The 25,210-nt window shown below is 46.0% G+C and carries 17 protein-coding genes and 1 pseudogene; 6 read left to right on the top strand and 12 right to left on the bottom strand.

Annotated elements, in window-relative coordinates; all coding sequences use genetic code 11:
- The first annotated feature begins 99 nt into the window (after positions 1–99).
- Complete coding sequence (locus CHI14_RS00970; protein WP_095286544.1) at positions 100–651, top strand: TetR/AcrR family transcriptional regulator; 552 nt, start codon at positions 100–102, stop codon at positions 649–651.
- A 567-nt stretch (positions 652–1,218) separates the two neighbouring features.
- Here the strand turns inward: CHI14_RS00970 and CHI14_RS00960 are convergent.
- On the bottom strand, positions 1,219–1,707 hold the full coding sequence (locus CHI14_RS00960; protein ID WP_095286542.1) for an NUDIX hydrolase: 489 nt from the start codon (positions 1,705–1,707) through the stop codon (positions 1,219–1,221).
- A gap of 194 nt (positions 1,708–1,901) precedes the next feature.
- Here CHI14_RS00960 and CHI14_RS00955 point away from each other — a divergent pair, with 194 nt between their 5' ends.
- Complete coding sequence (locus CHI14_RS00955) at positions 1,902–2,843, top strand: DMT family transporter (protein ID WP_249280947.1); 942 nt, start codon at positions 1,902–1,904, stop codon at positions 2,841–2,843.
- A 95-nt stretch (positions 2,844–2,938) separates the two neighbouring features.
- Here the strand turns inward: CHI14_RS00955 and CHI14_RS00950 are convergent, their stop codons facing one another.
- The 4 genes from CHI14_RS00950 to pdxS all read right to left on the bottom strand — a co-directional run bounded on the left by CHI14_RS00950 (position 2,939) and on the right by pdxS (position 10,268).
- The gene (locus CHI14_RS00950) at positions 2,939–5,209 is read right to left on the bottom strand and encodes a beta-glucosidase family protein (RefSeq protein ID WP_095286541.1); all 2,271 of its coding nucleotides are present in this window, start codon (positions 5,207–5,209) and stop codon (positions 2,939–2,941) included.
- An 18-nt stretch (positions 5,210–5,227) separates the two neighbouring features.
- Positions 5,228–6,460, bottom strand: a complete 1,233-nt coding sequence (locus CHI14_RS00945; protein ID WP_095286540.1) for a PTS sugar transporter subunit IIC — start codon at positions 6,458–6,460, stop codon at positions 5,228–5,230.
- A gap of 201 nt (positions 6,461–6,661) precedes the next feature.
- Positions 6,662–9,121 (bottom strand): GH39 family glycosyl hydrolase, encoded by a 2,460-nt coding sequence (locus CHI14_RS00940; RefSeq protein WP_283163783.1) that lies wholly within the window; start codon positions 9,119–9,121, stop codon positions 6,662–6,664.
- Between the two features lie 262 nt (positions 9,122–9,383).
- Positions 9,384–10,268, bottom strand: coding sequence for a pyridoxal 5'-phosphate synthase lyase subunit PdxS (pdxS, locus tag CHI14_RS00935; RefSeq protein WP_212676968.1), 885 nt, complete (start codon positions 10,266–10,268; stop codon positions 9,384–9,386).
- A 213-nt stretch (positions 10,269–10,481) separates the two neighbouring features.
- On the opposite strand from pdxS, the gene pdxR reads away from it, so the two are divergent.
- A complete protein-coding gene (gene pdxR, locus CHI14_RS00930; RefSeq protein ID WP_095286538.1) occupies positions 10,482–11,954 on the top strand; it encodes a MocR-like pyridoxine biosynthesis transcription factor PdxR in 1,473 nt (490 codons plus the stop codon).
- Between the two features lie 178 nt (positions 11,955–12,132).
- Here pdxR and CHI14_RS00925 read toward each other — a convergent pair whose 3' ends face one another.
- The 3 genes from CHI14_RS00925 to CHI14_RS00915 all read right to left on the bottom strand — a co-directional run bounded on the left by CHI14_RS00925 (position 12,133) and on the right by CHI14_RS00915 (position 17,200).
- Positions 12,133–13,401: a cytosine deaminase gene (locus tag CHI14_RS00925; protein WP_095286537.1), complete on the bottom strand. Its 1,269-nt coding sequence runs from the start codon at positions 13,399–13,401 to the stop codon at positions 12,133–12,135.
- Positions 13,370–14,647 carry a cytosine permease gene (gene codB / locus CHI14_RS00920; protein ID WP_095286536.1) on the bottom strand — a complete coding sequence of 426 codons (1,278 nt, stop codon included), beginning with the start codon at positions 14,645–14,647 and terminating at the stop codon, positions 13,370–13,372. The genes CHI14_RS00925 and codB overlap by 32 nt, the downstream gene beginning before the upstream one ends.
- 300 nt (positions 14,648–14,947) lie before the next feature.
- Positions 14,948–17,200: a glycoside hydrolase family 3 N-terminal domain-containing protein gene (locus CHI14_RS00915; RefSeq protein ID WP_095286535.1), complete on the bottom strand. Its 2,253-nt coding sequence runs from the start codon at positions 17,198–17,200 to the stop codon at positions 14,948–14,950.
- Between the two features lie 181 nt (positions 17,201–17,381).
- Here CHI14_RS00915 and CHI14_RS00910 point away from each other — a divergent pair, with 181 nt between their 5' ends.
- Positions 17,382–19,406: an ATP-dependent DNA helicase gene (locus CHI14_RS00910; RefSeq protein WP_481856373.1), complete on the top strand. Its 2,025-nt coding sequence runs from the start codon at positions 17,382–17,384 to the stop codon at positions 19,404–19,406.
- A gap of 255 nt (positions 19,407–19,661) precedes the next feature.
- Here CHI14_RS00910 and CHI14_RS00905 read toward each other — a convergent pair whose 3' ends face one another.
- Entirely contained in the window at positions 19,662–20,342 is a 681-nt protein-coding gene (locus CHI14_RS00905; RefSeq protein WP_095286533.1) for a TetR/AcrR family transcriptional regulator, read from the bottom strand.
- A 140-nt stretch (positions 20,343–20,482) separates the two neighbouring features.
- Here CHI14_RS00905 and CHI14_RS00900 point away from each other — a divergent pair.
- A pseudogene (locus CHI14_RS00900) lies at positions 20,483–21,834 on the top strand (MATE family efflux transporter).
- A 129-nt stretch (positions 21,835–21,963) separates the two neighbouring features.
- Here CHI14_RS00900 and CHI14_RS00895 read toward each other — a convergent pair.
- Both CHI14_RS00895 and CHI14_RS00890 read right to left on the bottom strand, forming a co-directional pair.
- A complete protein-coding gene (locus tag CHI14_RS00895) occupies positions 21,964–22,680 on the bottom strand; it encodes a 3-ketoacyl-ACP reductase (RefSeq protein WP_095286532.1) in 717 nt (238 codons plus the stop codon).
- 165 nt (positions 22,681–22,845) lie between these two features.
- A complete protein-coding gene (locus CHI14_RS00890; protein ID WP_095286531.1) occupies positions 22,846–23,217 on the bottom strand; it encodes a winged helix-turn-helix transcriptional regulator in 372 nt (123 codons plus the stop codon).
- 396 nt (positions 23,218–23,613) lie between these two features.
- On the opposite strand from CHI14_RS00890, the gene CHI14_RS00885 reads away from it, so the two are divergent.
- Positions 23,614–24,141: a DinB family protein gene (locus tag CHI14_RS00885; protein ID WP_095286530.1), complete on the top strand. Its 528-nt coding sequence runs from the start codon at positions 23,614–23,616 to the stop codon at positions 24,139–24,141.
- Between the two features lie 136 nt (positions 24,142–24,277).
- Here CHI14_RS00885 and CHI14_RS00880 read toward each other — a convergent pair whose 3' ends face one another.
- Positions 24,278–25,186, bottom strand: a complete 909-nt coding sequence (locus CHI14_RS00880; RefSeq protein ID WP_095286529.1) for a LysR family transcriptional regulator — start codon at positions 25,184–25,186, stop codon at positions 24,278–24,280.
- Positions 25,187–25,210 lie beyond the last annotated feature (24 nt).

The following is a 25,210-nucleotide window of genomic DNA, read 5'->3' as shown; positions in this document are numbered from 1 at the left end:
AAAGTGATACAGCTTCAATAAACAAACCGTCTTCATTCGTGCGCTGTTGCACAAATTTGAAATAATGTGCGACTACCCTCAGGAAAGGTGCGAACCCTCATGTCCAAATTGAAATTGGATCGAAGAGTACAAAAATCTCAGGATGCCATTAAGAATGCATTCACTCAACTGATGTCTGAGAAAAATCTGGATCAAATTACGATTCAGGACATTTCCAACCGGGCAAACGTCGGTCGAAGAACGATCTATGATCATTACATGGATAAATTTGATTTGCTCGACAAACTTATTGAAGAACACATTAACGAGCTGCGAAGAATATGCGAAGCCGCATCTGACTCAAGTTTTGCAGAGGGAAATCTCCTCTGGTTTGAATACTTTGAACATCATCACCCCTTCTTTTCAGCCATGTTATCAAGCAAGGGGGCCTCTGTATTCCGTCATCATTTTCTTGCATTTGTTATTGAAGAATTAGAGGGAGAAGTCAATGTAACCGAAGGAATAAATCAGGGATTAAGCAAGGAGATTATTCTTAATTTCTTTGGAGCGGCAATCGTGGAGATCGTCGAAGCGTGGCTTACCAATGGAATTTCTGAACCGACTCAGGTTATTGCAGAACAAGTAGGGGGTTTGTTGGATCGGAATTTCTAGGAACGAGTTACAGAATGAGATATCACAGCAGAAGGGGCATTGAACCATGATTTTTATTACCAAAAAATTGTTGAATCGGCTAACTCAATCTTATAGAGAACCTAACATGTACATATGTTATTCCACTCCGCAGAGCTTGTCATCGAAGACAAGCCGGGCTATATTGCTCATAAATGAGGATAAATTAATCATTCTCTTCGTCAATTTTTTTTCGACTAGAGTCGTACATAACGTTGAATTCCAAACAGCAGAATTACAAGATCAAACCTATCATTCTGGAATCTTATTGTCTGCAACATGGTCGTTCCACGTTCAAGGCCAGCGATGGAAATTCATGATTCCCAGGAAGATCCTTACGCTGGGCTCGATGCAGAGCGATTTTTTGAATTTTGTGAAACAGCATATCTATCATTAATGTTCAAATCATCACATCGATCTCCGGCCGTATGAATAAGAGCAGTCGATCCAACGAATCGACTGCTCTCCTGTGTCCAATCAAAAGCTGTTCAACCCATTGACGCTTAAGCATCTGCACATAACTTTATTTAACTGCAAGCACCCGTACAGCTAAACATGTCGATGAAGCTTGGTGTTACACTCCGATGTTGTCTCAGTGACATACTCCACGTAATTCACTGAACCTTGAAAGTTCAGATACGCTTCATAACGCATGCGGATTGCTGGTAGTGTAATATAATCCAGCACCTGTTCCTTTGGAACCCACCTGCACTCGCTCGTTTCCTCAGATGCAGCTAATTCTCCACCTTCTAATTTGCACACAAAATCAAACATGACTTTTGTCGGAACATCCGTCACACCGTCATACCACTTATGTACTGCTGTATTCGAGACAACACTAATCAAATGACTAACACTGGCGTCAATCCCGCTTTCTTCCTTGATCTCACGGATCACGCCATCAATCAGGTTTTCTCCTACTTCAGTAATCCCGCCTGGGTACACCCAGCCATCGTCATGGGCTTTTACTAACAGGATATTTCCATGTCCGTCTTCTACAATTCCACCTGCCGATACGATATGCGTTGGAAAGACCATCTAACCACCTCCTCTACAGTAAATCTGTATATAACTTCCACATCCTTCATACAGCTTCCTGCATAAAGCACATATTCATTTTCCTTAGTGCTTAGTCCATTCAACTTTTGGATACAAGCCGCGGGAAATGTGATATGTTCTAGAATGTATTTGTTACATAACACACGCACTACATATTGAGGAGAAGATTACACGTGAATGAAAGTCAAGGAATGAAGAAACCACACCGATTTACAGATCCACTAGTTGTAACCCTAATCGCAAGCCTATGCTGCTTGTTATGGGGAAGTGCTTTCCCTTCTATAAAACTAGGGTATATCGCTTTTAACATCATGCCTGAAGATATTGCTTCCAAGTTTGTATTTGCAGGGTATCGATTTATACTCGCAGGCTTGCTACTTCTGATCCTGTACCGACTGATTGGAAAACGGAAGTTCGCTCTATCTGGACGGCAATGGACCAGTCTCTCCATGCTGGGAATCATGCAAACAGGCCTGCAGTATATGTTTTTTTATATAGGTGTATCGAATACGACCGGTGTTAAAGGCTCCATTGTGAACGCAACAGCTACCTTTTTCAGTGTGGTGCTAGCCCATTTCCTGTATCAAAATGACAAGCTAAGCAATAAAAAAGTGATTGGCTGCGTGCTGGGATTTATCGGAGTCATTATTGTGAATTTCAATACCGATCTACTTTCATTTTCCGTTTCGTTTACAGGTGAAGGCTTCGTCATTGCAGCTGCTTTTATATTTTCCATTACGGCCATCTACGCGAAGCATTTAACCTCTTCCATGGATGTATTGGTCGTCACGGGTTTCAGCCTGTTTGTCGGCGGATTAACGCTTGCTCTGCTGGGTCTGCTGCTCGGCGGACGGGTTACACACTTCACCCTGGAATCCACCAGTAACTTAGTTTATCTAGTACTGCTGTCATCCGCGGCATTTTGTCTATGGAATATGCTTCTTAAATACAACAAAGTAGGAAAAGTGTCTGTATACAACTTCCTTATCCCTGTATTTGGCGCATTACTATCTGCTGTATTTTTGGGCGAAAGCATTATGGAACTGAAAAATCTGATTGCCCTCCTATTCGTGTCGATTGGCATTTACATCGTGAATCGAGCAAGCTCTGCATAGCATTCGGCTGCTTGTAAAACTGTCCCGGAACGATAGAAAAACCAAGTTCATCTCCTCTGTACGGGATCGAACTTGGTTTTTCTTTACCTTATCTATTATTTTCGTGCCTGGTTAACCCTGGCAATAAGTTCATGAATAACCTCATCAGGCGAACGCTCATTCATCCATTGTTGACCGAACATTTGGAATACTTTGATCATAGGGAAGTCTTCCCAGAATCCTACAAATTCCTCGTTAAGATATACCTTATCTGTAACATGTTCGTTCATGTCATTCAGGCATTTTTCCAATTCTGCTTTCGCTGCCGGATCACTCATCCATTCGCTCAGAAGACTGAATTTGTGGAACGTAATCTCTTCCTTTCCAAAGTCACAGTGGAGACGCTCCGTGATTCGGATGTCTTTGGACGAGCTGCCCAGCGAAATTTGGAAGTATCCGGTCTCTGCTACCCAGCGGTTATACTTGGTGTTATAGTACGAAAAATCTCTCTCTTCCAGTTCAAAGGTAATCTTGCGTTTCTCACCGGGCTCCAGTTCGATTTTGACAAAGGCTTTTAACTCTTTCTCCGGACGGGTCCATGTGCAATCTTCATCGTGTACGTACAATTGAACAACTTCTTTCCCTTTGCGCTTACCTGTGTTTTTTAACTGGAAAGAAACCGTGACGCCAGTGTTTGTCTGAGCCACTTCCAGATCCGAATACGAGAAGGATGTATAGGACAATCCGTGCCCAAACGGGAATTGAGGATCCAGTTCTTTCCGGTCATAGTATCGATATCCTACAAAAAGACCTTCACGATAATACAGCATGCCATTCTCTCCGCGAATCCGCATATGGGACGGGTTGTCCGATAGCTTCACAGGGAAGGTCTCCGACAGCTTACCCGATGGATTCGTGTGTCCGAATAATACATCTGCAACCACTTTACCCATGCCTTGACCCGACAACCACGAGTGAATCACACCAGGTACATGCTGTACCCATGGACGCATGGCGAGTGCGGTGCCGCTGCTGGTTACGACTATGCACTTGGGCTGAACCGCGGCTACCGCCATTATCAATTTCACTTGATGCTCGGGAAGGTCAATGCCTTGCAGATCACGCATCTCCGATTCGGCATATTCCGGCTGGCCAACAAACAGTACAGCGACATCAGAATTCTTGGCTAATGTAACGCTCTCCTGAATTAACTCATCGTGAATGGAGTCATCCTCCGGGTATCCTTCTGAATATCCCACAGTAATATTCTCGCCGGCCAGATTCTTTATCTCGTCCCACGGAATGTCGACTCTTGTCGGTGTTACCTTCGCACTGCCTGCCCCCTGAATTCGAGGTTTCTTGGCAAAGCGCCCAATTACCGCAATGGACCCCAATGATTCCGGCTGCAGCGGAAGAATCGCGTTCTCATTTTTCAGAAGTACAATACTTTCGGCTGCCGCTTTACGAGCAAGTGCGTGGTAATCCGCACCTTCAGAAGACCCCGCGTCTTTGTTGCCCGTTACCCGCTCGACCAGCTTCAAAATACGGCCCACGCTTCGATCCAATTGTTCTTCGGAAAGGCTTCCGTTCTGAATCGCCTCAACAATGGCTTTGGCATTGTAATGAGCAGGACCTGGCATCTCCAGATCAAGTCCAGCCTTCAGTCCGCGTATGCGATCATTGACAGCTGTCCAGTCGGATAGTACAACGCCTTCATAACCCCATTCTTCTCTCAAAATGTCATGCAGCAAATGTTCGTTTTCACTCGTGTACGTTCCATTCAATAAGTTATAAGAACACATAACCGTCCAAGGGTCGGATTTCTTAATAATTCGTTCAAAGGCGCTCAGGTAAATTTCACGAAGTGTCCGCTCGTCGATTTCCGAACTGGTCACCATTTTCTCAAACTCCTGGTTGTTTCCCGCAAAGTGTTTGACAGAAGCACCCACACCTTCGCTTTGGATCCCATTAATAAACGCCGCACCAAGCTCACCCGTCAAGCATGGGTCTTCCGAATAGTATTCGAAATTTCTCCCGCCAAGCGGTGTCCTTTTCATATTCACACCCGGTCCAAGCAGCAGTTCTACATCCATGGCTTTCGATTCCCGTCCTAGAGCCACACCGACCTCATGCAGCAATTCCGTGTTCCACGAAGAACCGATGGCTGAACCCGTAGGGTAACAGGTTGCAGGTACATTTTCCGTTGTGATGCCCATTTCCTCATCACTGTTCGTTTTACGGATGCCGTTTGTGCCATCGTACATATGAACGGGCGGAATGTTCAACCGCTCGATCCCCTTCGTCATCCACATATTTAAACCCGCGCAGAGTGACGCTTTCTCAGCAAGCGTCATTGCCGACAGCAATTCATTAATCGATTTATTCATGGTACTCACCCTTTTTATTTAATTTTGTTCCTGTTCTTTCTTCAGTTCCTGTGCATCATACAGTTTGAAAAACGGAAACCATACAACAAATACAATGATTAGAACCACAGCCAGCAAAATAAGACCGTTATAACCAGACATAATATAGGTGGACAGGCCAATTGGCGTGTACCATAGCTGGAAGATCTGGCTTGGAATCCGCACCCAACCCCAGTCGAGAGCGAAGTATACAATCACCGGCGTGATAAGCGCGTTGATCCACATGGGCACCATGAGCAGCGGATTAAAGGCAATCGGCGCTCCGTACACAACGGGTTCATTGATGTTGAACAAGGACGGAATGATTGTCGCTTTACCGACAGATTTCAGTTTTTTCGATCGAGCCATCAGGAACCAGACCACTAACGGCAAGGTCGCTCCCATCCCCCCAATACCAAGCCATCCAGAGAAGAAGGTTTCAAATGTGTTGATATTGACCGGATCTTGTCCGGCTGCAACGAGAGAAGCATTCTGTTCAATTGCAGGTATCCAGATCGCGTACCAGATTGGTGTCATGACCCATGGGCTCACGCCGAAGGAATAGAGCACTACGCCGATAAAATTAAATAATAAAAATCCAGTTAAACTTTGTCCCACAGCATTGATCGGCTCAAATACGTTTACAATCAGACCAAAAATATCAAAATGAAGCTGATATACGAGAACCCATCCTGTTGTTAATATCAGGGCGATCGGTACGAGAAAGTCGAACCAGTCCATAATGAATTCGGGAAGTGAAGACCCCTTTTTGAAGAACGAAAATTTGTTGCACATGATCATCACAAGAGCAACGAATACACCCACCAAGAGTGCTGTGATCATTCCCGATGGCCCAAATCGTTCAAGGATGAACTGAATGGTACCATCTTCGTTTATTGTCGGGTTAAGCAGCATAGCGAACAGGGATACCCCCGTCATTCCCGCCAGCAGCTTGATTTTGTGCCGCTCCTTTTTTTCCATCACCACATAAGGCGTCAAAAAAGCAATAAACAACCCAAGCAAACCGAAACTGAATGTCGTGATTGGTGTCAGGTCCGGCATACCCGGAATAAAGTCCTGCAAAATTGAAATCAATGTAATTATCGAACCGATGAATATCATCGGAATGGCGACCATAATGGCTTCCTGAATCGAAGAAACCCAAATATTATTCGTAAACGCCTCCAATCTTGGCGCAAACGAATCTGTCATCCATTTCATGAACCGCTTCATCCAAACTCCCCCTGTCTTCCTCTTAGCTGCCACAACCATAGTATATCGATTCGTGTGAACGCTTTCTTGTTGGAACTTGCCACTTGATGGTTCGTTTTTTGCCCATTTCTAGTCCTACGTTCTAGCTTGCCTGCCTGTACAAGAAATAAACAACAAAAAACATCCCTCCATAGACGAAAGGATGCCTTAAAGATAATTTTTTTAATATTGTCTATTCAAAATGAGCAGCATTACGCCATGTGGCGGGAGCAAAATCTCTCTACGCCAACATTCATCCCTAATCATCTCTGTCCCCATAACAGGGCCGCTCCTACCTTCCAGATAAGAGATCTCTTCTTCCGTTAAGGCGTATGGCGAACCCATGCGTGTCCACTCATCAAATACGGAGCCATGATCCCGATCGAGTTGATAACTGGTGCATTTATAAGGCCCTGGGAGCTTGTTAAGCGTGAGTTCAAAAGCTTTGCTTCCTTTCTCCTCAAATACGTCATAACGGGTTGAACAGGATAATTCGGACCAATCTCCACTCGCAAACAGCTGATCTACATGCACATAATGATAGAACAGAAATTGCATGCTTCCGTCACTTTTTCGCGTTCCGACATAACCGTCTCCCTTGAATAGCAGCTCATCACCCAGCTTCTGCATAAGCTCAAATGCATAATAGCTAGGTTTCTTCAGACCATCGCGATTGATCAGGCCAAAGCCCCCATAGAAAGGAGAAGTAGGAACGATACTTTCTTCGAATACATCGGTAAAAGACCAAAAAGCCATGGCTTTCACATCACCTAGCGTATTCATGGTGTGATAAATGACGAACGGAGCCATGAACATGGTATCGTGCAGCAAGTTACGGTCATACAGCGAAAAATTCCACTCGGTGACATGGAGTTCAACATGCCCGTACGAAGACGCCTTCATTTTCTGCCGAAGAAGATCAATACTTTCCTTATAGAAAGATGGCGGCATGATTTGAGTTAAGCGATCCTCTTCAACTTTCCGCTTGGGATACTCCGAATAGATATGGAACGAGAAGAAGTCGAGAGCAACTTCACGCTTGCTGCAATATGACAGAAACTCCTCAGCCCAGGTGTCGTTCCAAAGAGATCCATAACCCATCGCTGGGCCTCCCACTCTTAGCTCGGGCAATACAGTTTTGATGGCATGGGCGGTCGATTCGTAAAAAGTGAAATATTCTTCCTTGCTTCCTGCCCAACAAACGCCAGCCAGATCAGGCTCGTTCCATACTTCGAAGTACCACTTCTTCACTTCTTCCGCCCCATAACGATTCAAACAGTGCCTGATGAATTCGCGAACAAGTGCCTGCCACTTGGCAGGGGCGGATGGCGGACTAATGTTCCCCCTCCACCAAAACAACGTTTCTTTGGATCTCGCCAGCTGGCTCGGCATAAAGCTTAATTCTACAAATGGCCGAACTCCCTGATCCAGCAGGAAATCATACAACTTGTCCACATATGACCAGTTATAGACAGGAGTACCTTGCTCCGTTTCGCTGTACACCATCATCTCATCATTAAATATGCCGTGAAATCGAATGTATTGAAAAGGAACTTTGCCTTTCAAAGCAGACAGCTGCTTCCGCCAATCTTCACGCAAACCTTCGATGGCTCTCCCCGCCGTCATGGTGATATTCCAGTGCTTTTCGTAGACGAACGACGTCTGATCCGCACGAACCTCAATGTTGGTTTGGTCTGACTGATGTGCAGACGATACAGGGTGCATCTCCTGATCCGCGTTGCCCTTGGCATCCAGATATCGATACAGCGAGCCAATTGCGTTCAACGTTTCCATCTCGTAATAATCTCCGCTAGAAGATTCCTCATACGTTTTGGGCTTGCGGTTCACATTCAACTCATGGGGCTCCGGTGTACGCGAAGCTTCACGGTAGGAACCGGGCGTGCAGCCGTACTTTTCCTTAAAGTATTTGTTAAACAGCTTGATGTTGGCGAATCCGCAATCCAGTGCGATTTCGGATATTTTTTTATCATTAGTTGCCAGCTGGGCCTGGGCTTTTTCCAGACGAATGAGGGTCAGATACTTTTGGAAAGGTATCCCGATCTTGTCCGTAAAGAAGTGGGAAAAATAATGCAAGCTTAAATGCTCGGAATGTGCCATATCCTGCAGCGTAATCTTCTCATTATAGTGAATATCAATATATGTGAGGACCCGGTTCAGCCTTTTATAATCATAATCCTTGCTTCCTTCTTCCAACGTCGGATTCGTTCCATTTGAAAAATACCTTTGCAGGAAGCCACATAACATCTGTAATCTGCCCATGGTGAAATTTTGATACCCCGGCGTTTTTTTATTGATCTCCCACACCATCTGCGCAAGATGTTGTTTGATGCTAAGCAACCGGGGAACGTCCTGCTCCACGTTTAGGGAAGAGTTACACGAGATAAACGCATTATTGTTCATCAACTCCGGGCCAAACTGCAATGTTAATAACACGTTGTCCTGATTGGTTCGTTCCATCTTGTGCACGGACATGCTGTTTACCACAATCAAATCATCTTCATGCAGTGTATACTGCTGTTGGTCCAGATACATGTTGATTGAACCATGGAGAACATAGACAACCTCCACTTCCTTATGCCAATGGAAATCGATATGTTTCACTGAGTTCACGAAGAGTTTCATAGGCAGATCGTCGTGATGTTGAATAAACTCATATAGATAGCGAATGGTCTGCACCTTCCTTCATACCGCTTATTATAGACACAGCATTTTGAAGATATCAATGTGCAGGTCAGTTTCACGTCCATTACATTCATTGTTTTCCTCTTGGAACATCTCTACATTGTTCTTAAAGAATAACAAAAAAACCGATCAATGATACTCCATTGACCGGCTTTATTTCTAACTATTTGACTACCTACTTCATATCGAAGTCCCTTATTTCTTACCAACCGCGATCGGACATGCGCTCATCCGCAGACAGTTTGGAAATCTCGATCCCTTTCATTGGGGCACCCAGGTTTTTGGACACTTCTGCGATCAGTTTGTAATCCGTGTAATGCGTTGTCGCTTCGACAATGGCACGAGCGAACTTCTCAGGGCTATCCGATTTGAAAATACCGGATCCAACGAATACGCCGTCTGCGCCCAAATGCATCATCAGTGCTGCATCTGCCGGAGTGGCTACCCCGCCTGCAGCAAAGTTAACAACGGGAAGCTTGCCATTCTCATGTACTTCGAGCAGAAGCTCATAAGATACACCCAGGTTTTTCGCTTCAGCATACAACTCGTCCTTGGACATGTTTTGGGCTTTGCGGATTTGGCTGTTAATCAGACGCATATGACGAACCGCTTCAACAATATTGCCTGTTCCAGGCTCACCTTTGGTACGAATCATCGATGCGCCTTCACCAATGCGGCGAAGAGCCTCTCCGAGATCTTTGGCTCCACATACAAATGGTACAGTGAACTCATGTTTATCAATGTGGAATACTTCGTCTGCAGGTGTCAGTACTTCACTCTCATCGAGATAGTCCACGCCAAGGGATTCAAGCACTTTGGCTTCAATGTAATGACCGATACGCGCTTTGGCCATCACCGGAATGGATACCACTTTCATAACCTCTTCAACGATCGTTGGATCTGCCATGCGAGCTACACCGCCGGCTGCGCGAATATCAGAAGGTACCCGCTCAAGAGCCATTACAGCTGTTGCCCCAGCCGCTTCCGCAATTTTAGCCTGTTCCGCATTCATGACGTCCATGATGACGCCACCTTTTTGCATTTCAGCCATTCCTCTTTTAACACGATCTGTACCTGTTTGCATGATTGTAATCCTCCCAGTTTAACTTTTGATTGTTTTCAAAAAGGACATCTTATTTCAACAAAGTAAATGATCTATTTTTCGATGCCACTATTGTTTCCCCTTAAACTATGAATTAGTATAAAATGAGAATGGATACATAAAAAGATCCAATATCACCGGATTTTATTGTACCACTTTGAATGTATTGAACCACTTTATACAACCATTGGAGGATCTATGCAATTTCATCTAGCGTATAGTTCATATTTGAACCGACAATACACCAAAATGAAGGCTCTCTATCATGCGGTGCGTGATGCTATTCATGATGGGGATCTCGTATACGGCGAAAAGTTACCTTCCACAAGGGAGTTAGCAGCGTCATATCACATTTCCCGAGGGACCGTGAACCAGGTCTATGATACGTTAACGGCCCAAGGTTACCTTCAGTCAGAGCACGGAAGAGGTACCTTTGTTGCTTATCAAGCGGATTTAAGCAATGAGGAGTACAAGGTAAAATCCTGTACTCATCACTTGTCAGCTTGGGGAAACCGTATTCAGCAGCTTGAGCAGCAGACCGCCCAACAAACGGCACAAGCCCGTGATCACAGCAAAGAGAACAGCCAAGTTATCGACTTCAGCAAATACCAACCGGACCTTTCCAAGTTCCCTTACGATGAATGGAATAATCGATTGTATGCAGAGATACGGCATCGTGAAGAGAACGTTATCCATGCTTCTGCCTCTGTTAGCTCAACAGGAGACCCGAAATTACGAGAAGCCATTGCGGCCTACCTGCGGAGAATGCGGGGTATTCATGTAGATGCGGATCATATCGCCGTTACTGCAGGTTCCATGCAGGCTATAGCGCTGCTCACCCAGCTGCTCGCAGACCCTGGCGATCATGTCGTGACGGAAAGTCCTTGTTATGTCGGGATTTCTCAAGCCATTCTGGCTGCAGGCGCCAAGTTGATTGAAGCGAGTCTCGATGGTCAGGGACTGGTTCCCCAGAACTGGGATGCACGTATGTTGTTTGTCACGCCGTCAAGGCAATTTCCAACAGGCGAAATGCTTAGTCTTGAACGCAGACAAACCCTGCTGGACTGGGCACATCGCCGGGATGCCATGATTGTCGAGGATGATTACGACAGTGAGTTCCGATACCGCGGCATGCATGTTGAACCTCTGAAAACACTCGACAAAGAAGGGCGCGTCATTTACCTTGGAAGCTTCACCAAAACATTACCTTTTGAAGTAAGGCTGGGTTATGTGGTTCTCCCTCCCACCTTGGCAGACATATTTAGAAAAGCCCAGGCTTTATATGAGCCAAGACCTGTCAATCTCATCGAACAGCGGGCGCTCGCAGCATTTATGACAAGCGGTCAGTATGAGCGCCATCTGCGCAGGATGAATCGTCTATACAGCCGCAAGTTCCATATGTTACTCAAACTGTTGAATCAGCAGCTATCTGCATGGTTTGATTGGGTGGAAAATGAAGCGGGTCTGCACGTATTCGGTTGGTGGCGAGGTAAAGCTTCAGCTTATGAAGCCTTTCGGGCATCCGCCAGATCGGAAGGGGTGCACTACTCGGAAGTCAGCAGCTCAACATCGGATGGCATAAAGGTTGGTATTTATTTATCATTTGCCCATTTGTCGGATGCCCAAATACAGGAAGGCGTAGCGAGATTACAAAAAGCTGTAATGAACTAGTCTTATCATGAAGCACTTTGTTTCTTTAATAACAGTAAAAATCCCCTCATGTGTGGCAGGAAGAATTCACGATTAGATGTGATTTCTGATTGATCCTGTCATCCCGAGGGGATTTTTTTGATTAATGCCTAGAAAATGCTTAATGTATAATGTGCCTATTTCATTTCATTCTCATTGCTTATTTATTAAATGTTACCTTCTCCAAACCGCCATCAAGAATGATCGACGTATCCCGTGGTTTCGTTTCCGCGATTTTGCGGCCGCCTCTGAACGAGTAGAGCACACCGGCTTGTTTACGGATAGCTTCATATTCATTCTCTGCTTCCAGAACGATGAAGTTGGCCGGCTTGCCTTCTTCAATGCCGTACACATCCTCGATGTGGAGCGTTCTTGCACTGTTTTTGGTAATCAGGTCGATAGAATTCACGATCTGATCATAACCAAGCAGCTGGGAAGCATGGATACCCATATGCAGGACCTGAAGCATGTTACCTGTACCGAGCGGATACCACGGATCGAAGATGTCATCGTGACCGAAACACACGTTCAGACCTGCTTCCTGCAGCTCTTTGACACGAGTCAGTCCTCTTCTTTTCGGATACGTATCGAAGCGTCCCTGCAGGTGGATGTTCACCAGCGGGTTGGATACGAAGTTCAGGTCAGCCATTTTCAGCAATCTGAACAGCTTGTACGTATATGCATCATTGTATGAGCCCATTGCCGTCGTATGACTCGCTGTCGTACGGGAACCCAGTCCACGTTCGTAGGCTTCCTTGGCAACGACTTCTACAAAACGGGATTGCTCATCATCGATTTCATCACAGTGAATGTCGATTAGACGGTCATATTTCTCCGCAAGGTCAAATGCAACCTTCATTGAATCGACGCCGTATTCTCGCGTGAATTCGAAGTGCGGAATACCTCCCACAACGTCAACGCCCATTTTCAGCGATTCTTCAAGCAGCTCCACACCGTTGGGATAGGAATGGATACCTTCCTGCGGGAAAGCAACAAGCTGGATGTCAATGTAAGGCGCCATCTCTTCTTTTACTTCAAGCATCGCTTTAACGGCCGTCAAGCTTGGATCCGTTACGTCCACATGTGTCCGGACATGCTGGATACCCTGCGCCATTTGCCATTTCAGCGCCGTTTTGGAACGTGTTTTAACGTCTTCATGCGTCAGAAATGCTTTGCGTTCGGACCACCGCTGAATGCCTTCGAACAGCGTACCGCTCAAATTCCATTCCGGCTCACCAGCCGTTAACGTTGTATCCAGATGAATATGAGGCTCAATGAACGGTGGCAGTACAAGCGAACCACCCACGTCGAATACCTCCTCATTGGCAGCAGCAGCTGGCTCCTGCGTGATTTGTTCGAACTTCCCGTCCTTTACGACGATATTCCATAGACCTTCTTTACCCCGCAATTTCGCGTTCTGTATAATCATTTATTTTCCCCTTTTCTTTGGATTCTTTCGCAGATAGGATCAGCATAAGTACAATGTAGGCTACTGCTGTACCAAGAAGTGCATTCAACGGCGTTACTCCTGGTGCAAGTTGAGCGAAAGCCACACCGATCGCCCAAGCCGCCATCGCTATCCAGTTTACCGTTTTAAAAGTCATCTCGGCAAACGGTTTATAATTTCTGCGCTTCACGAAGAAGTAATCTGCAATGATAATGGCCCCGATGGACGGTACGGCTGCGCCGAGTACGTTCAGGAAACCAACGAAGTTGTTGTACATCCACATCGCGAAGATGGTACCCACGATGCCGTTAACGATGACGAAGAATTTCTTCGAAATTTTAGTGATGTTGGCAAAACCAAGTCCCGATGCATAGAGAGCATTGTCGTTCGTTGTCCAGATATTCAACCCCAGAACGATGATCGCAGGAATGATCAAACCTTGCAGGAACATGACTTCCGAAATATCTGCCAGGTTATACGCCATGGCGCCGACTGCACCGAACAGGAACATGAGCGAGTTACCCAGGAAGAATGCAATGACTGTTGCGATGACTGCCTGGCGAGACGTACGGGCAAAGCGGGCAAAGTCTGGCGTTAACGTTCCACCGCTGATAAATGATCCGATACAAATGGTTAGTGCGGCAGCTGCAGTGAGCGACTGTGCCGGCGTGTAATCAAACAATCCTTGCAGACCGCCCAGCGTGTCTGCACCTTCGAACATGGAGTAACTCCCGAGAATGGCAATGGCCGGAACTGCAATATAACCCAAAATGACAAGTGACTTCATACCGAAGATTGCAGATGCCGTCATGGCGAGACCAAACACAAAGATTAACAGATACACATTCCAATCCATCGCTTTAGCGACGGGAATCGCGAACATCGCTACGCCGACACCGAACCATCCAACCTGCGTGAAGCCGAGCAGGAACGAAGGCAGATACGAACCTTTCTCACCGAATGCATATTTAGCCAGCAAATGTGTGGATAAGCCTGTCTTTGCCGCGATATGTGCCAGTGCTCCCGTGTAGATCCCGAGGACCAAATTACCCGCAAGTACGATACCAATGAACTCCATAAACGTTAAGCTGACCCCAAGCGTCCCTCCTGCCAGCATGCTTGCTGAGAAGAACGTGAACCCCAGCATAACGGACAACGTCTTCCAAAAATGGTTTCTCTGCGTTTTTGGCACTGCCTGCCATGAAAATTCTTGATCTTGTTTGCTCATCAGAATACCCCCAACTTAAAGTGTCCTGATACCAAAAAGCAGAAAAAAGAGGCTACTCATCAGGTCGTAAACTGACAAGTAGCCTCTTTTTTGCATCATAACCCGCGCGAAGACGCAGAGCATCCCTGAACGGAATATGCCCTGTTTCACGCGTGATTATAAAAATCCGCTGCCCTTGCCAGCCTCTCTGGACTGAATTAAAGGTACCAGTATTCAATTACGTTCTATTATTTTGGAAAACGCCACAGATGTCAATGTCATTATTATCCAACCATTAAAAAAACACATACTTTCTTTGCTTTAATTCGTTTTCACTGGCAACTTGCCGGTAGCTTCTTGATGGCCAAGCAGTACATTGATTCCGGCTTCTGTATTGGCCTCCTGTTTGCCATAAACAGCAAGTCCTGAGCGAATGTTCTTCAGATATATCGTTTCATAAGGGTTGCCGAGCGACAACAGTGTGTAGCGTTGATTTCGGTTGTTCATCTCATTAATTAAGGCTTGATAAGCGCTCCATCCAAACTGGCTGGCCACGTTACGGAACTGGTAGGAAGCCAGGATGACATAATCGGCTTTGGCAACCGTCTCTTTCGTTTGGGTTTGTCCAATTAGGGCAATGTCCGTCTTTAACGACAGGTTAGTTGATGCCTGCTTCAATTGTATTTCAAGCTGTTTGGCTTGCTCTTCCTCTGCTGCAACAATTACGACCCGATCTCCTTGTTGCAATGAATCCGGGCGTTTACCGTCTCGGCTGGCCAACAGGGTGACTGCTCGCTCTGCGATTTCCCGCTCCACCTCGCGATGTCCCTGTGAACCGATCACTTGGTTAAGCTCGGCTAGTTTAGACGTAAGGCTTTTACTGCGTTCAAACAAGCCATATTTTGCTTTCAGTTCCAAAATGCGCTCAACGGACGCATGTATGGTTTCAGTCGGAATCGTTCCGTTCTTCACCGCGTTTACCAGTGTTTGATGAGCAGCTGCAGAATCCTGCGGCATTAGGATGATATCCACTCCCGCGTTGACCGCACGTTCTACCGCCTGGTCTTCGCCAAAATGCTCCGCTATCCCATCCATGGTGAACGCATCTGAAATGATGAGCCCCTCATACCCCAGCTCTTCCCGAAGCAGACCATTCAATACCTTTTTGGATAACGTGGCAGGAACAGGCACGCGCTGTCCGTCTTTCAGCGAAGTGACCTGTTCGTTGTCTATGGCAGGAAAAGCAATGTGTGCAGTCATGATCATCTCCACCCCGTTCTCGATTGCAGCCTGAAAAGGTTTCAGCTCCACCGAATCGAGCCGCTCGCGGTTATGCGTCAGTACCGGCAATCCGAGGTGGGAGTCCACCGTCGTGTCTCCATGTCCTGGAAAGTGTTTAACTGCCGCAATGACGCCCGATTGATGCAGCCCCTTTATCGTTGCGAGACCAAGTCTGGTGACCAGATCTGCATCTGAACTGAATGATCGCATACCGATGATTGGGTTGTCCGGATTACTGTTAATATCGAGTACTGGTGCAAAGTTGATATTCAGTCCCAGTGCTTTCAGCTCTTCTCCCGTCAGCTGTCCGGCCGCTTCAGCCAGGGCTGAAGCGCCGGTTGCGCCTAGAGCCATTTGACCCGGCAAATTGGTACCGCCAGGGATTCGTTTAATAACGCCTCCCTCCTGGTCAATGCCAAGAAACATCGGAATGTCTCCTGCTTCCATTTGCAGATTGTGCGTCAATGTTGTGACCTGCCGAGTATCTACAATATTTTTATCAAAAAGGATTAAGCCACCCAGATCCTGATTATGGATGCTGCTTTTCAACCCTTCATTGACTGTCGTGGTCACTTTACCGTTCCACTGCCGAATGTCAGGCATAAGCATCTGACCGACCTGCTCACTCACGGTCATATAAGAAATCAACTTGTCCCAATCCCGTGCCTGAATGGCTGCCTGGCGTTCGAACTGAATCAATCGTGACATAAATACGGCATATTCTGCTCGCGTGACCGTTTGATTCGGACGGTAGGTGCCATCTGAATATCCGCCGACCAAACCATTGGAGCTCATGACGAGAATGGGCGCTGCTGCCCAATGGTTTACCGTATCGGACCAATTGGTGGTTTGCTTGCCTTCCGATAGAGAATATGCGCGTGTTAAGAAAGCTGCAGTTTCAGCACGGCTAAGCGGTGTATCCGGACGGAAGGAACCATCCGGGAATCCGCTGGCAAGTCCATTTTTAGAAGCTATCGCAATTTCTTTATTAAAGGCATGTGTCTTTGGAACATCGGAGTAGGTCGTACCTTCAGCGGGCTTCTCAAGCTGTTCCGGATATAGCTCACGCACCAGAAAGGTGACAGCCTGTGCTCTTGTGACAAGCCCTGCGGGTTTAAATTTTCCATCTCCATACCCTGCGACAGTTCCCCGCTTCGCCATATATTCAATACCGTCTTCTGCCCACTTCGAATACTGTAGGTCGTTAAAACGCTCTTCCGCGGCTGCATTTCCCGCCCATATGAGCATAGAGCCGAGAACGGCGCCGAATATGCCTATCATTTTTAGCTGCATTTGTTTCACTCCTGTTGCTGTTCTATGTAAGATAAATAGACGCTATGATATCCATTTTGTTGCGTTTAATAGCCACGGGCTTGATCATCGCTTATGTACACTTGACTGTGAATCATGCATCTAAGATAATTAGAGTTTCACTAAAAATAGCCAAAGAGGAAGATTTTACATTGGAAGTGAGGTGATTGACTTGAATTGGTTAAATGAACTCTCTAGATCACAGAAACGCAAACCGAAAAAGGATCTCGAACGCTCGCTCGTTGAAGGCATCTTTCGGGTGTATGACCGTTTTCCCCGAATGGGCCTTCGCGAACGGATTGGGCAGCAGGATATGTCTCTGGATATAACGGATGCCTATGTTAACGGGCGTAATGCCATGATTGAAGCCGGCGTCGGTATCGGCAAGTCTTTTGGATACCTCATCCCCAGTCTGCTCATTAATCAGGTTTCACAACAGCCCATTATTATTGCCACATCCTCCATTCAGCTTTCGGAACAGATACATAAGGATCTTCGCGTCATCGGCAGCCGGCTCGGCTTCACTACAGTTCGCTCTGTCGTAGGGAAAGGCATGGGCCAGTATGCTTGCCGAAACAGGGCTGCGGAGTTGTTCAAACCAGATAATCCCAATTCCCCGTTGTCTACCCTTGCCCAGCGAGTAATCAATTACGAAATTGATGAAAGAGCAGACATTGAAGGTGGAATTAGTGATGCCGAATGGTCTAACGTGTCCGTCAATGATTGCCAATTCGAACGTTGTCATCATAAAAATGGATGCTTGTTTTACGAAATGAGAGCCAAAATTAATGCAAGGCCAAGCGAGATTGATTTTATTATTGTGAATCAGGATCTGCTCATCCGGGACTTGATGAAGAAAAAAGAAGGAACAAGGGGCATCATTACAGAACGTCCGGCTCTAATCATCATTGATGAAGCCCATAATCTGGAGGCCAAAGTTAGGGACGCAAGAACGCTCGAGTTCACGTTAAGAGGCATCTGCCGTACGCTGGACGACGCGGTGCAATTGCTCATGAAGCAGTCCATGGATAAGAGCCTTCTTTCCCAATCCAAATTCATCAAAAGATGTGCTCAGCATATTTTCAAACAAATCGACGCTGACCTGCTCCAAGAGGCCAAACAGGATAGTGACCGTATCAAGATTTCTGAGATGCAAGGCATACCATTTCGCCAAGTCTCTCAACATTTGAAGGACCTTAGTCTTCGCTTATCGGTTCTGACCTCCCGCAACGAGCGGGAGATTGACGAAGTTTATGAAGCAATGAACGGGCTTATATCTCTCATGGATGTTTTGGCTAACACAGATGATAATCATCTTAGTTGGGCAAGTAGAACACTTCGGGCAACCACAATCAGCATCTGTCCCAAAGATATAAGCCAGTTTCTGAAACATACGTTATTTAACGGCAAGAATTCTGTGATTCTCACGTCGGCCACGATGTGTCAAGGCGGAGATACGCTGGAGGAACAATATTCTTATTTAACACAATCGCTTGGTTACAGGGGCGATTTTATGGACCGCAAACCCTCTCCATTTGATTACACGAACCATGCCATGATGTACATCTCAAACAAGGTTCCAACTTATCATTACGATCAGCGAGAGCTATATCTTGAAGCAGCCTACCACGAAATGATTCAACTCTGTAATTTAACCCAAGGTAGAACACTGGTCCTTTTTTCTGCCAAGGAAGACATGAAGTATATTCATCAGAAGTTGATCTCAGATAAGAGTAAATATCCATGGGCGGTACATGTTCAGAAGGAGGGATCTTCCCAAGATGGGGTGATCGCTGAATTCCGGGGAAGTAAAGGTGTGCTGCTTAGTACAGGCGTTTTCTGGGAAGGTGTGAATATCGAGGGCCCTGACCTGTCACAAGTCATTGTTTTTCGTCTGCCCTTCCCTGTTCCGTCCGACCCCATCTATGAGTATAAGGCCACTGTATCGGACAATTCGTTCATGGACGTGTTTGTACCGGACATGCTTCTTCGATTACGGCAAGGAACAGGACGATTGATTCGCAGCGAAACGGACCTTGGCGTGCTCAGCATCCTTGATTCCCGTCTCAGTTTCGCAGCCAGGAAGAATTACCGGGATCAAGTGCTGGAAACATTGCCTTTTAAAAAGGTGACAGAGGATTTTTCGGTTCTGAAAAATTTCGTCCACGAAAAGGGCATTAAACGGTAAGTTGAAACGGGATACGACTGTTAACGATTCGTTGAGGACACACATAAGAGAATTGGAATTTGCGTGTGTTCAACATGAATAAAGCTGATACGGCCTTGTCATCCGCATCAGCTTTTCAGTTTACATCAAACAAGGGAATGTACCTTGGCAATCACTTCTCTCAAAATCACTGTCTCTATTCTGTTGCACGTATGCGCAGCGCATCGTAAGGTTTGCCGGGGCAACTTCATCCCTAGATGAGCAGTGAATATCGATTTACTTCTCATGCTCGTTGATAACCTGCTCAATCCCCATCAGAATCAGCTTCAAACCAAATTCAAAAGCCTGATCGGTCCCCATTACCTCAAAAAGCCCACTTTTGTACATTCCTCGGAACAGTCCCGCTTCTGCCTCTGTCATGGAGTCCAGAAGTTCGTTCATCTGCCCGCCCGGAGCCACTCCCTCATCCTCCAGCATCACGGTGATATTTCGCTGATGTTGATAATCATCCAAAACGAAATAGAACACATAGTTTGTAAGCGTGATAACGGCTTGCAATTTCTGCTCCTGCTCAAGTGGGGTCGATTCTACGCAAAGCAACATACGGTTGGTGAATCGGATCATGTCAGGCTCATGGGGCAGCGTCATCATCATGAGCTGCGTCGAGCAGGGATAACGACTCAATACACTTCGAATGGTTATGGCTAATTCCTCCAACTGCTCTTTCCAATTCCCCTCCGAATTGAATTCCTCCAGAATGATTTTCGATATCTGGTTAGCCAGTCGTTGATAGAGATTCTGCTTGCTCTTGAAATACCAGTAAATAGAAGGCGCCTGAATCCCCAGACGATCGGCTAATCGTCTCATGCTGAATTTCTCGATACCCTCTTCGCCCAGAAGCCCCCACGAGGCTTCCAATATTTTGTCTTCCGAGATTTGTGGCTGTTGTTTTTTCATTGTATCCGCCCTTTTATCTAACAGTGTAAGTTTCTCTTTACAGGTTCATAAGCTCATGATATCATCTTACACTGTAAGGCACAAACTAACAGTGTTAGATTGTCAACAATACCAAATTACATGAAAAGGTAGTGAACCACATGGATGCAGAAAACCTCCATTATTTTGAAAAGGCTCCAATCACCAAAGCCGTAGCTCACTTTGCCATCCCCATGATGCTCGGCACGTCAATGAACGTCATATACTCCATCTTGAACGCCTATTTTCTCGGTACGCTGGGCAACACAGCGATGTTAACCGCTCTTGCGCTAACCTTGCCTTTGTTTGCCGCTATCATGGCGTTAGGTAACTTGATTGGCATAGGCAGTGGTACCTTTATTTCCCGTTTGCTGGGCGAGCAGAAATATGATGACGTAAAACATGTGTCTTCCTTTGCGTTCTACAGCAGTTTAGCTCTCGGTTTGCTGGTCATGGCCATCGGTCTTCCGTTGATCGATCCCATCGTTCATGGTCTTGGTGCAACAACAGAATCATTTGGATTCACAAAAGAGTATGTCACCGTTATGTTGATTGGCTCGCCATTTGTAATCCTGTTTTTCACACTGGAAAATATCGTACGTTCCGAAGGAGCAGCCATCACGTCGATGGTCGGCATGATCCTCAGTGTGGTCGTAAATATCATACTTGATGCTGTAGTCATCTACGTCTTTCACTGGGGTGTTATTGGTGTAGCCTCTGCTACCGTGATCTCCAACCTGGTTGCGAGTGCATTCTATGCCTTTCATATGGGGAATAAAAGCCGTTTACTCACCATTTCTGCGAAATGGTTTAAGGCAAGCAAAGACATCCTGAGTAATGTATTCAAAATTGGTGTGCCTGTATTTACATGAGTATCTTTCTGGGGGCCATGTCGCTTTTCTTGAACCATTTTCTTGCCGACTATGGGGATCAGGCTATAGCGGGTTACGGAATAGCATCTCGTTTGCTGCAGTTTCCTGAATTTATTCTGATGGGGTTATGTGAAGGAGTTGTGCCATTGATTGCTTTCACGTTTACGGCGAACAGGCTGCGTATGAAACAAACCATTGGATTTACGATTAAAAGCATTCTCGTACTAGCCGCCGGGTTCGGCATCATCGTTTATCTGATCTCCGATCATTTAATCGGACTATTCACAAGTGATCCGCAGCTCATTGAAATGGGAAGCTATATTCTGCATGTGACATTTCTGTCCCTGTTCATCTCAGGAATGACGACGCTGTTTACAGGCATTTTCCAGGCAACTGCCCAAGGAACCGCCGCTTTTGTTATGTCCATTATTCAAGGAGTTACATTGATTCCTGTGCTTTTCATCGCAAGTCATATGAGCGGCTTCCATGGCGTGGTCTGGTCACTTGTTATTGCAGATGCGGTTGCTTTCCTCGTTGGTGCGGCCATGATGTTTATGCTGCGGAATAAACTACAGCCTGAACTGGAACACCTTGTACAGTAGAAAATAATATCGGGTATTTGTGTGACTAGACCAGAACGTTGCAAAACAAAAATAAGCCGCTTAAGCAGCGACTTATTTTTGTATATTTCTAGTGTACATTTTAACAATGTACTCTTTGCTTCTATCCATTTACGGATTCGTTGACCATAGACCCGCATGCTTCAACAGTACGCGTGGGTGCAGCTTCAGTTGTGCCACAATCAGGTCTGCCAGATCTTCAGGCTGCATCACCTTGTCCGGATTGCCGTCCGTCAACTTGAGCTCGACCGCCATATCTGTAGCAACGGTACTTGGAGTCAGAGCCGTAACTCGGATGTTTTTCTTGCGTACTTCGAGCATCAAGGACTCGGTGAGTCCATTCACAGCTGCCTTTGATGCAGTATACGCGCTCGTAAGCGGCGCACCTTTTTGTCCAGCCGTAGATGAAATGTTAATGATATCGCCTGTGTTGCGCTCCATCATCTCTGGCAATACCGCACGAGTCGTGTAATATACACCTTTCACATTGACATCAATGATATTGGTCCATTCTTCCGGTGTTAACTCCATGAATCCGCCGAATTTGCCAATACCCGCATTGTTGATCAGAATATCGATCGCTCCGAGCTCTCCCCGCACAGACTCTACTGCTGCCGTAATGGAATCCAGATCGGCCACATCAGCTGCAGCAATCGCTACGTTCACATTGTACGGTTTAAGTTCTTCCTTGACCTTTTGCAAATTCTCAAGAGTACGGCCTACAAGACCTACGTGAATGCCCTCTTGTGCAAATGCAATGGCAATCGCGCGACCAATCCCGCGACCCGCTCCTGTAATTAATGCTACTTTACCTGCAATAGACTGCATATTATTGTTCGCTCCTTTGAATATTAGATAAGTTAAATTGAATTAAAAACCTAGCGTTAAAAACAATCGTTCTCAACTTCTATTCCATTCTAACTGCCCTTACTTTAAATGAAAAGCATGCACTTTTTGGTGCGGTGGTTACCAAACGGTAACTGCCATATCCATTTACTTGGCTTCTTCCTTAAGCTGACTTAGCCGATTCAGACCCCAAGTATACATCATTTCCACGATGGGCAGTATGCTCATACCTACTTCTGTCATCGAATATTCAACCTTGGGAGGGACATCCGGATAGACTTCTCTATGAACAATGCCATCCTCAATTAGCTCACGCAGCTGGCTTGTCAACATTTTATGTGAAATTTTAGGAAAGAGCTTTTGCAAATCGCTAAACCGATGAGGTCCTTCCACTCCCAAATGCCATAAAATAACCACTTTCCATTTGCCGCTAAGGATCGATAACGTATACTCTTTCTCGCAATGGTAATCCTTTTGGGCTAATCGATCTCGGATGTCTTGTCTTAGCGAATCTGTCATGTCTTATCATTCCTTTATTGAATTAAACTTCTGTTAGCGATCTCGCTACCCCCGTGCTCAACACAACAACGTATTTAGCGACCTTTCTATTATACCATCATATGTTTGAATGGAAGAGATAACGTGAAACGGTTGCGAATAAGAAGCTGCTCTATCCAATTGTCGATTTTCAGGCGGCCAAAAGATAACAAAAAACAGGCCCTTCAACAATAAGTGAAGGGCCTGTTTCGTGCTGAAGGCAAGGTTCAATTCGTCCGGATTTTGCTCTAGGATAATTTCACACCATTAAATATTAACGACATAAAGGAGCAGCTTCCTGCTATTGAAAGGTTGAGAACATGTCCCGGTATATACTACAATTAAATCCAGAGCTAGGAATCCAAAGGAGGGGCTAACATGCTTGAAAGACCAACGACAGAGGAGTATGCAGCTTATTATGAAGGATACATAAAACTGGTTCCCGAAGGGAATATCCTCGAACGGTTGGAGCAGCAATCCAACATCGTACAATCCGTTCTGTCCTCATTGACTGAGGAGCAAGCGAATTACCGTTATGCTGAAGGCAAATGGAGCGTAAAAGAGGTCATTGGCCACCTAACGGATAATGAACGTATTATGAGCGGCCGACTGCTTCGCATCGCCAGAGGCGACCAAGCAAATCATCCCGGTTACGATCAGGATGTCCTTATGCAAAGTCATCCATTCGATGTGTACACCGTGGCCGATCTAAGCGAAGAATATGCGGCCGCACGCCGCTCCACGCTGCTCATGCTTCGTCACATCACGCCGGAAGCCTGGCTGCGTAGAGGAATTGTTAGCGATAATCCTGCTTCTGCTCGATCCATAGCTTACGTTCTGGTTGGACATGAACTGCACCATCTGTCCGTTCTTCGCGATCGTTATGCGGTACATGTGCCATTATAATTACTAACTCAACCTTTTGATGTCATTCCTATTATGGTTATCGGACAGACGTTGATCCTTCTCTCTCTTTGAAGATTTCAACATCTGTCCGACATCCCTTTAATCCGTCGTTCAGCGCTTACGGATCACCTTAGCTTTATAACTCTTCAAATCCTTCCTCCTTCGCAATGACCTCCCTTGCTGCTTCTAGAAAAGATAACAGAATTGGTGAAAGCCACTTGTCCTTATGCCATAACATTTGTGTATACACGTGCAAGTCAGCAATTTTCCAAGGAAGAACGATAAGTTCACCCCGATCTACCTCGGCTTCCGTTGTTAATTCCGGCAGAAACGCAATACCTATTCCTGCCATGGCACATTGCTTAATCGCTTCGGCATTTTGAAATTCCAAATGTGTAATGGTATCTATCCCCTTTTTCTCAAATGCCCGGTCAAACATGGTTCGATATGTACAGCCCTTCTCATTGGTCAGGAACACTTGACCGTGAAAATCTTCAAGCTTTAATACCGCATGCTGCGCAAGTGGGTGATCCGGCGCAGCGTAGAAACGGAATGTCTCTTCCACCAACGGTTCCACTGCAAGACCTGTAGAGCGAATGGGTTCGTCCAACATAAAGACCACATCTGCGGTACCCTCAAAAAGCGTGTGCTTCAGTTGTTGGTTGGGAACGGAGCGGAAGATTAGGCGAACTCCAGGATGCCTTGAACGAAACAGATGAAAGACCACCGGGAGCCGATACGCACATAGAACCTCATTGGCACTTATGGTTAAGGTTCCGCTTAAATGTTCATCGTCGTGAACAGCATTCCGGGCTTCATCCAATTTATCCAGAGCACTCTCAATATGAATTAAGAAGCGTTTCCCCGCTCCTGTGAGTACAAGCTGCTTACCCAAGCGGTCAAAAAGCCGAACACCCAGTTCATCCTCCAAAGCCTTGATTTGCATCGTCACGTTCGAAGGTACATAGCCCATAGATTCGGCTGCCCGGCTGAAATTAAGGGTAGATGCGACAGTGCGGAACATATTTAATTGGCGCAATTCCATGTATTTCTCCTCCTCTTGTTATCA

The sequence above is a fragment of the Paenibacillus sp. 7516 genome (assembly GCF_002272715.1).
GTDB classification, from domain to species: Bacteria; Bacillota; Bacilli; order Paenibacillales; family Paenibacillaceae; genus Paenibacillus; species Paenibacillus illinoisensis_A.
This window is presented reverse-complemented; position numbering and strand designations above follow the sequence as displayed.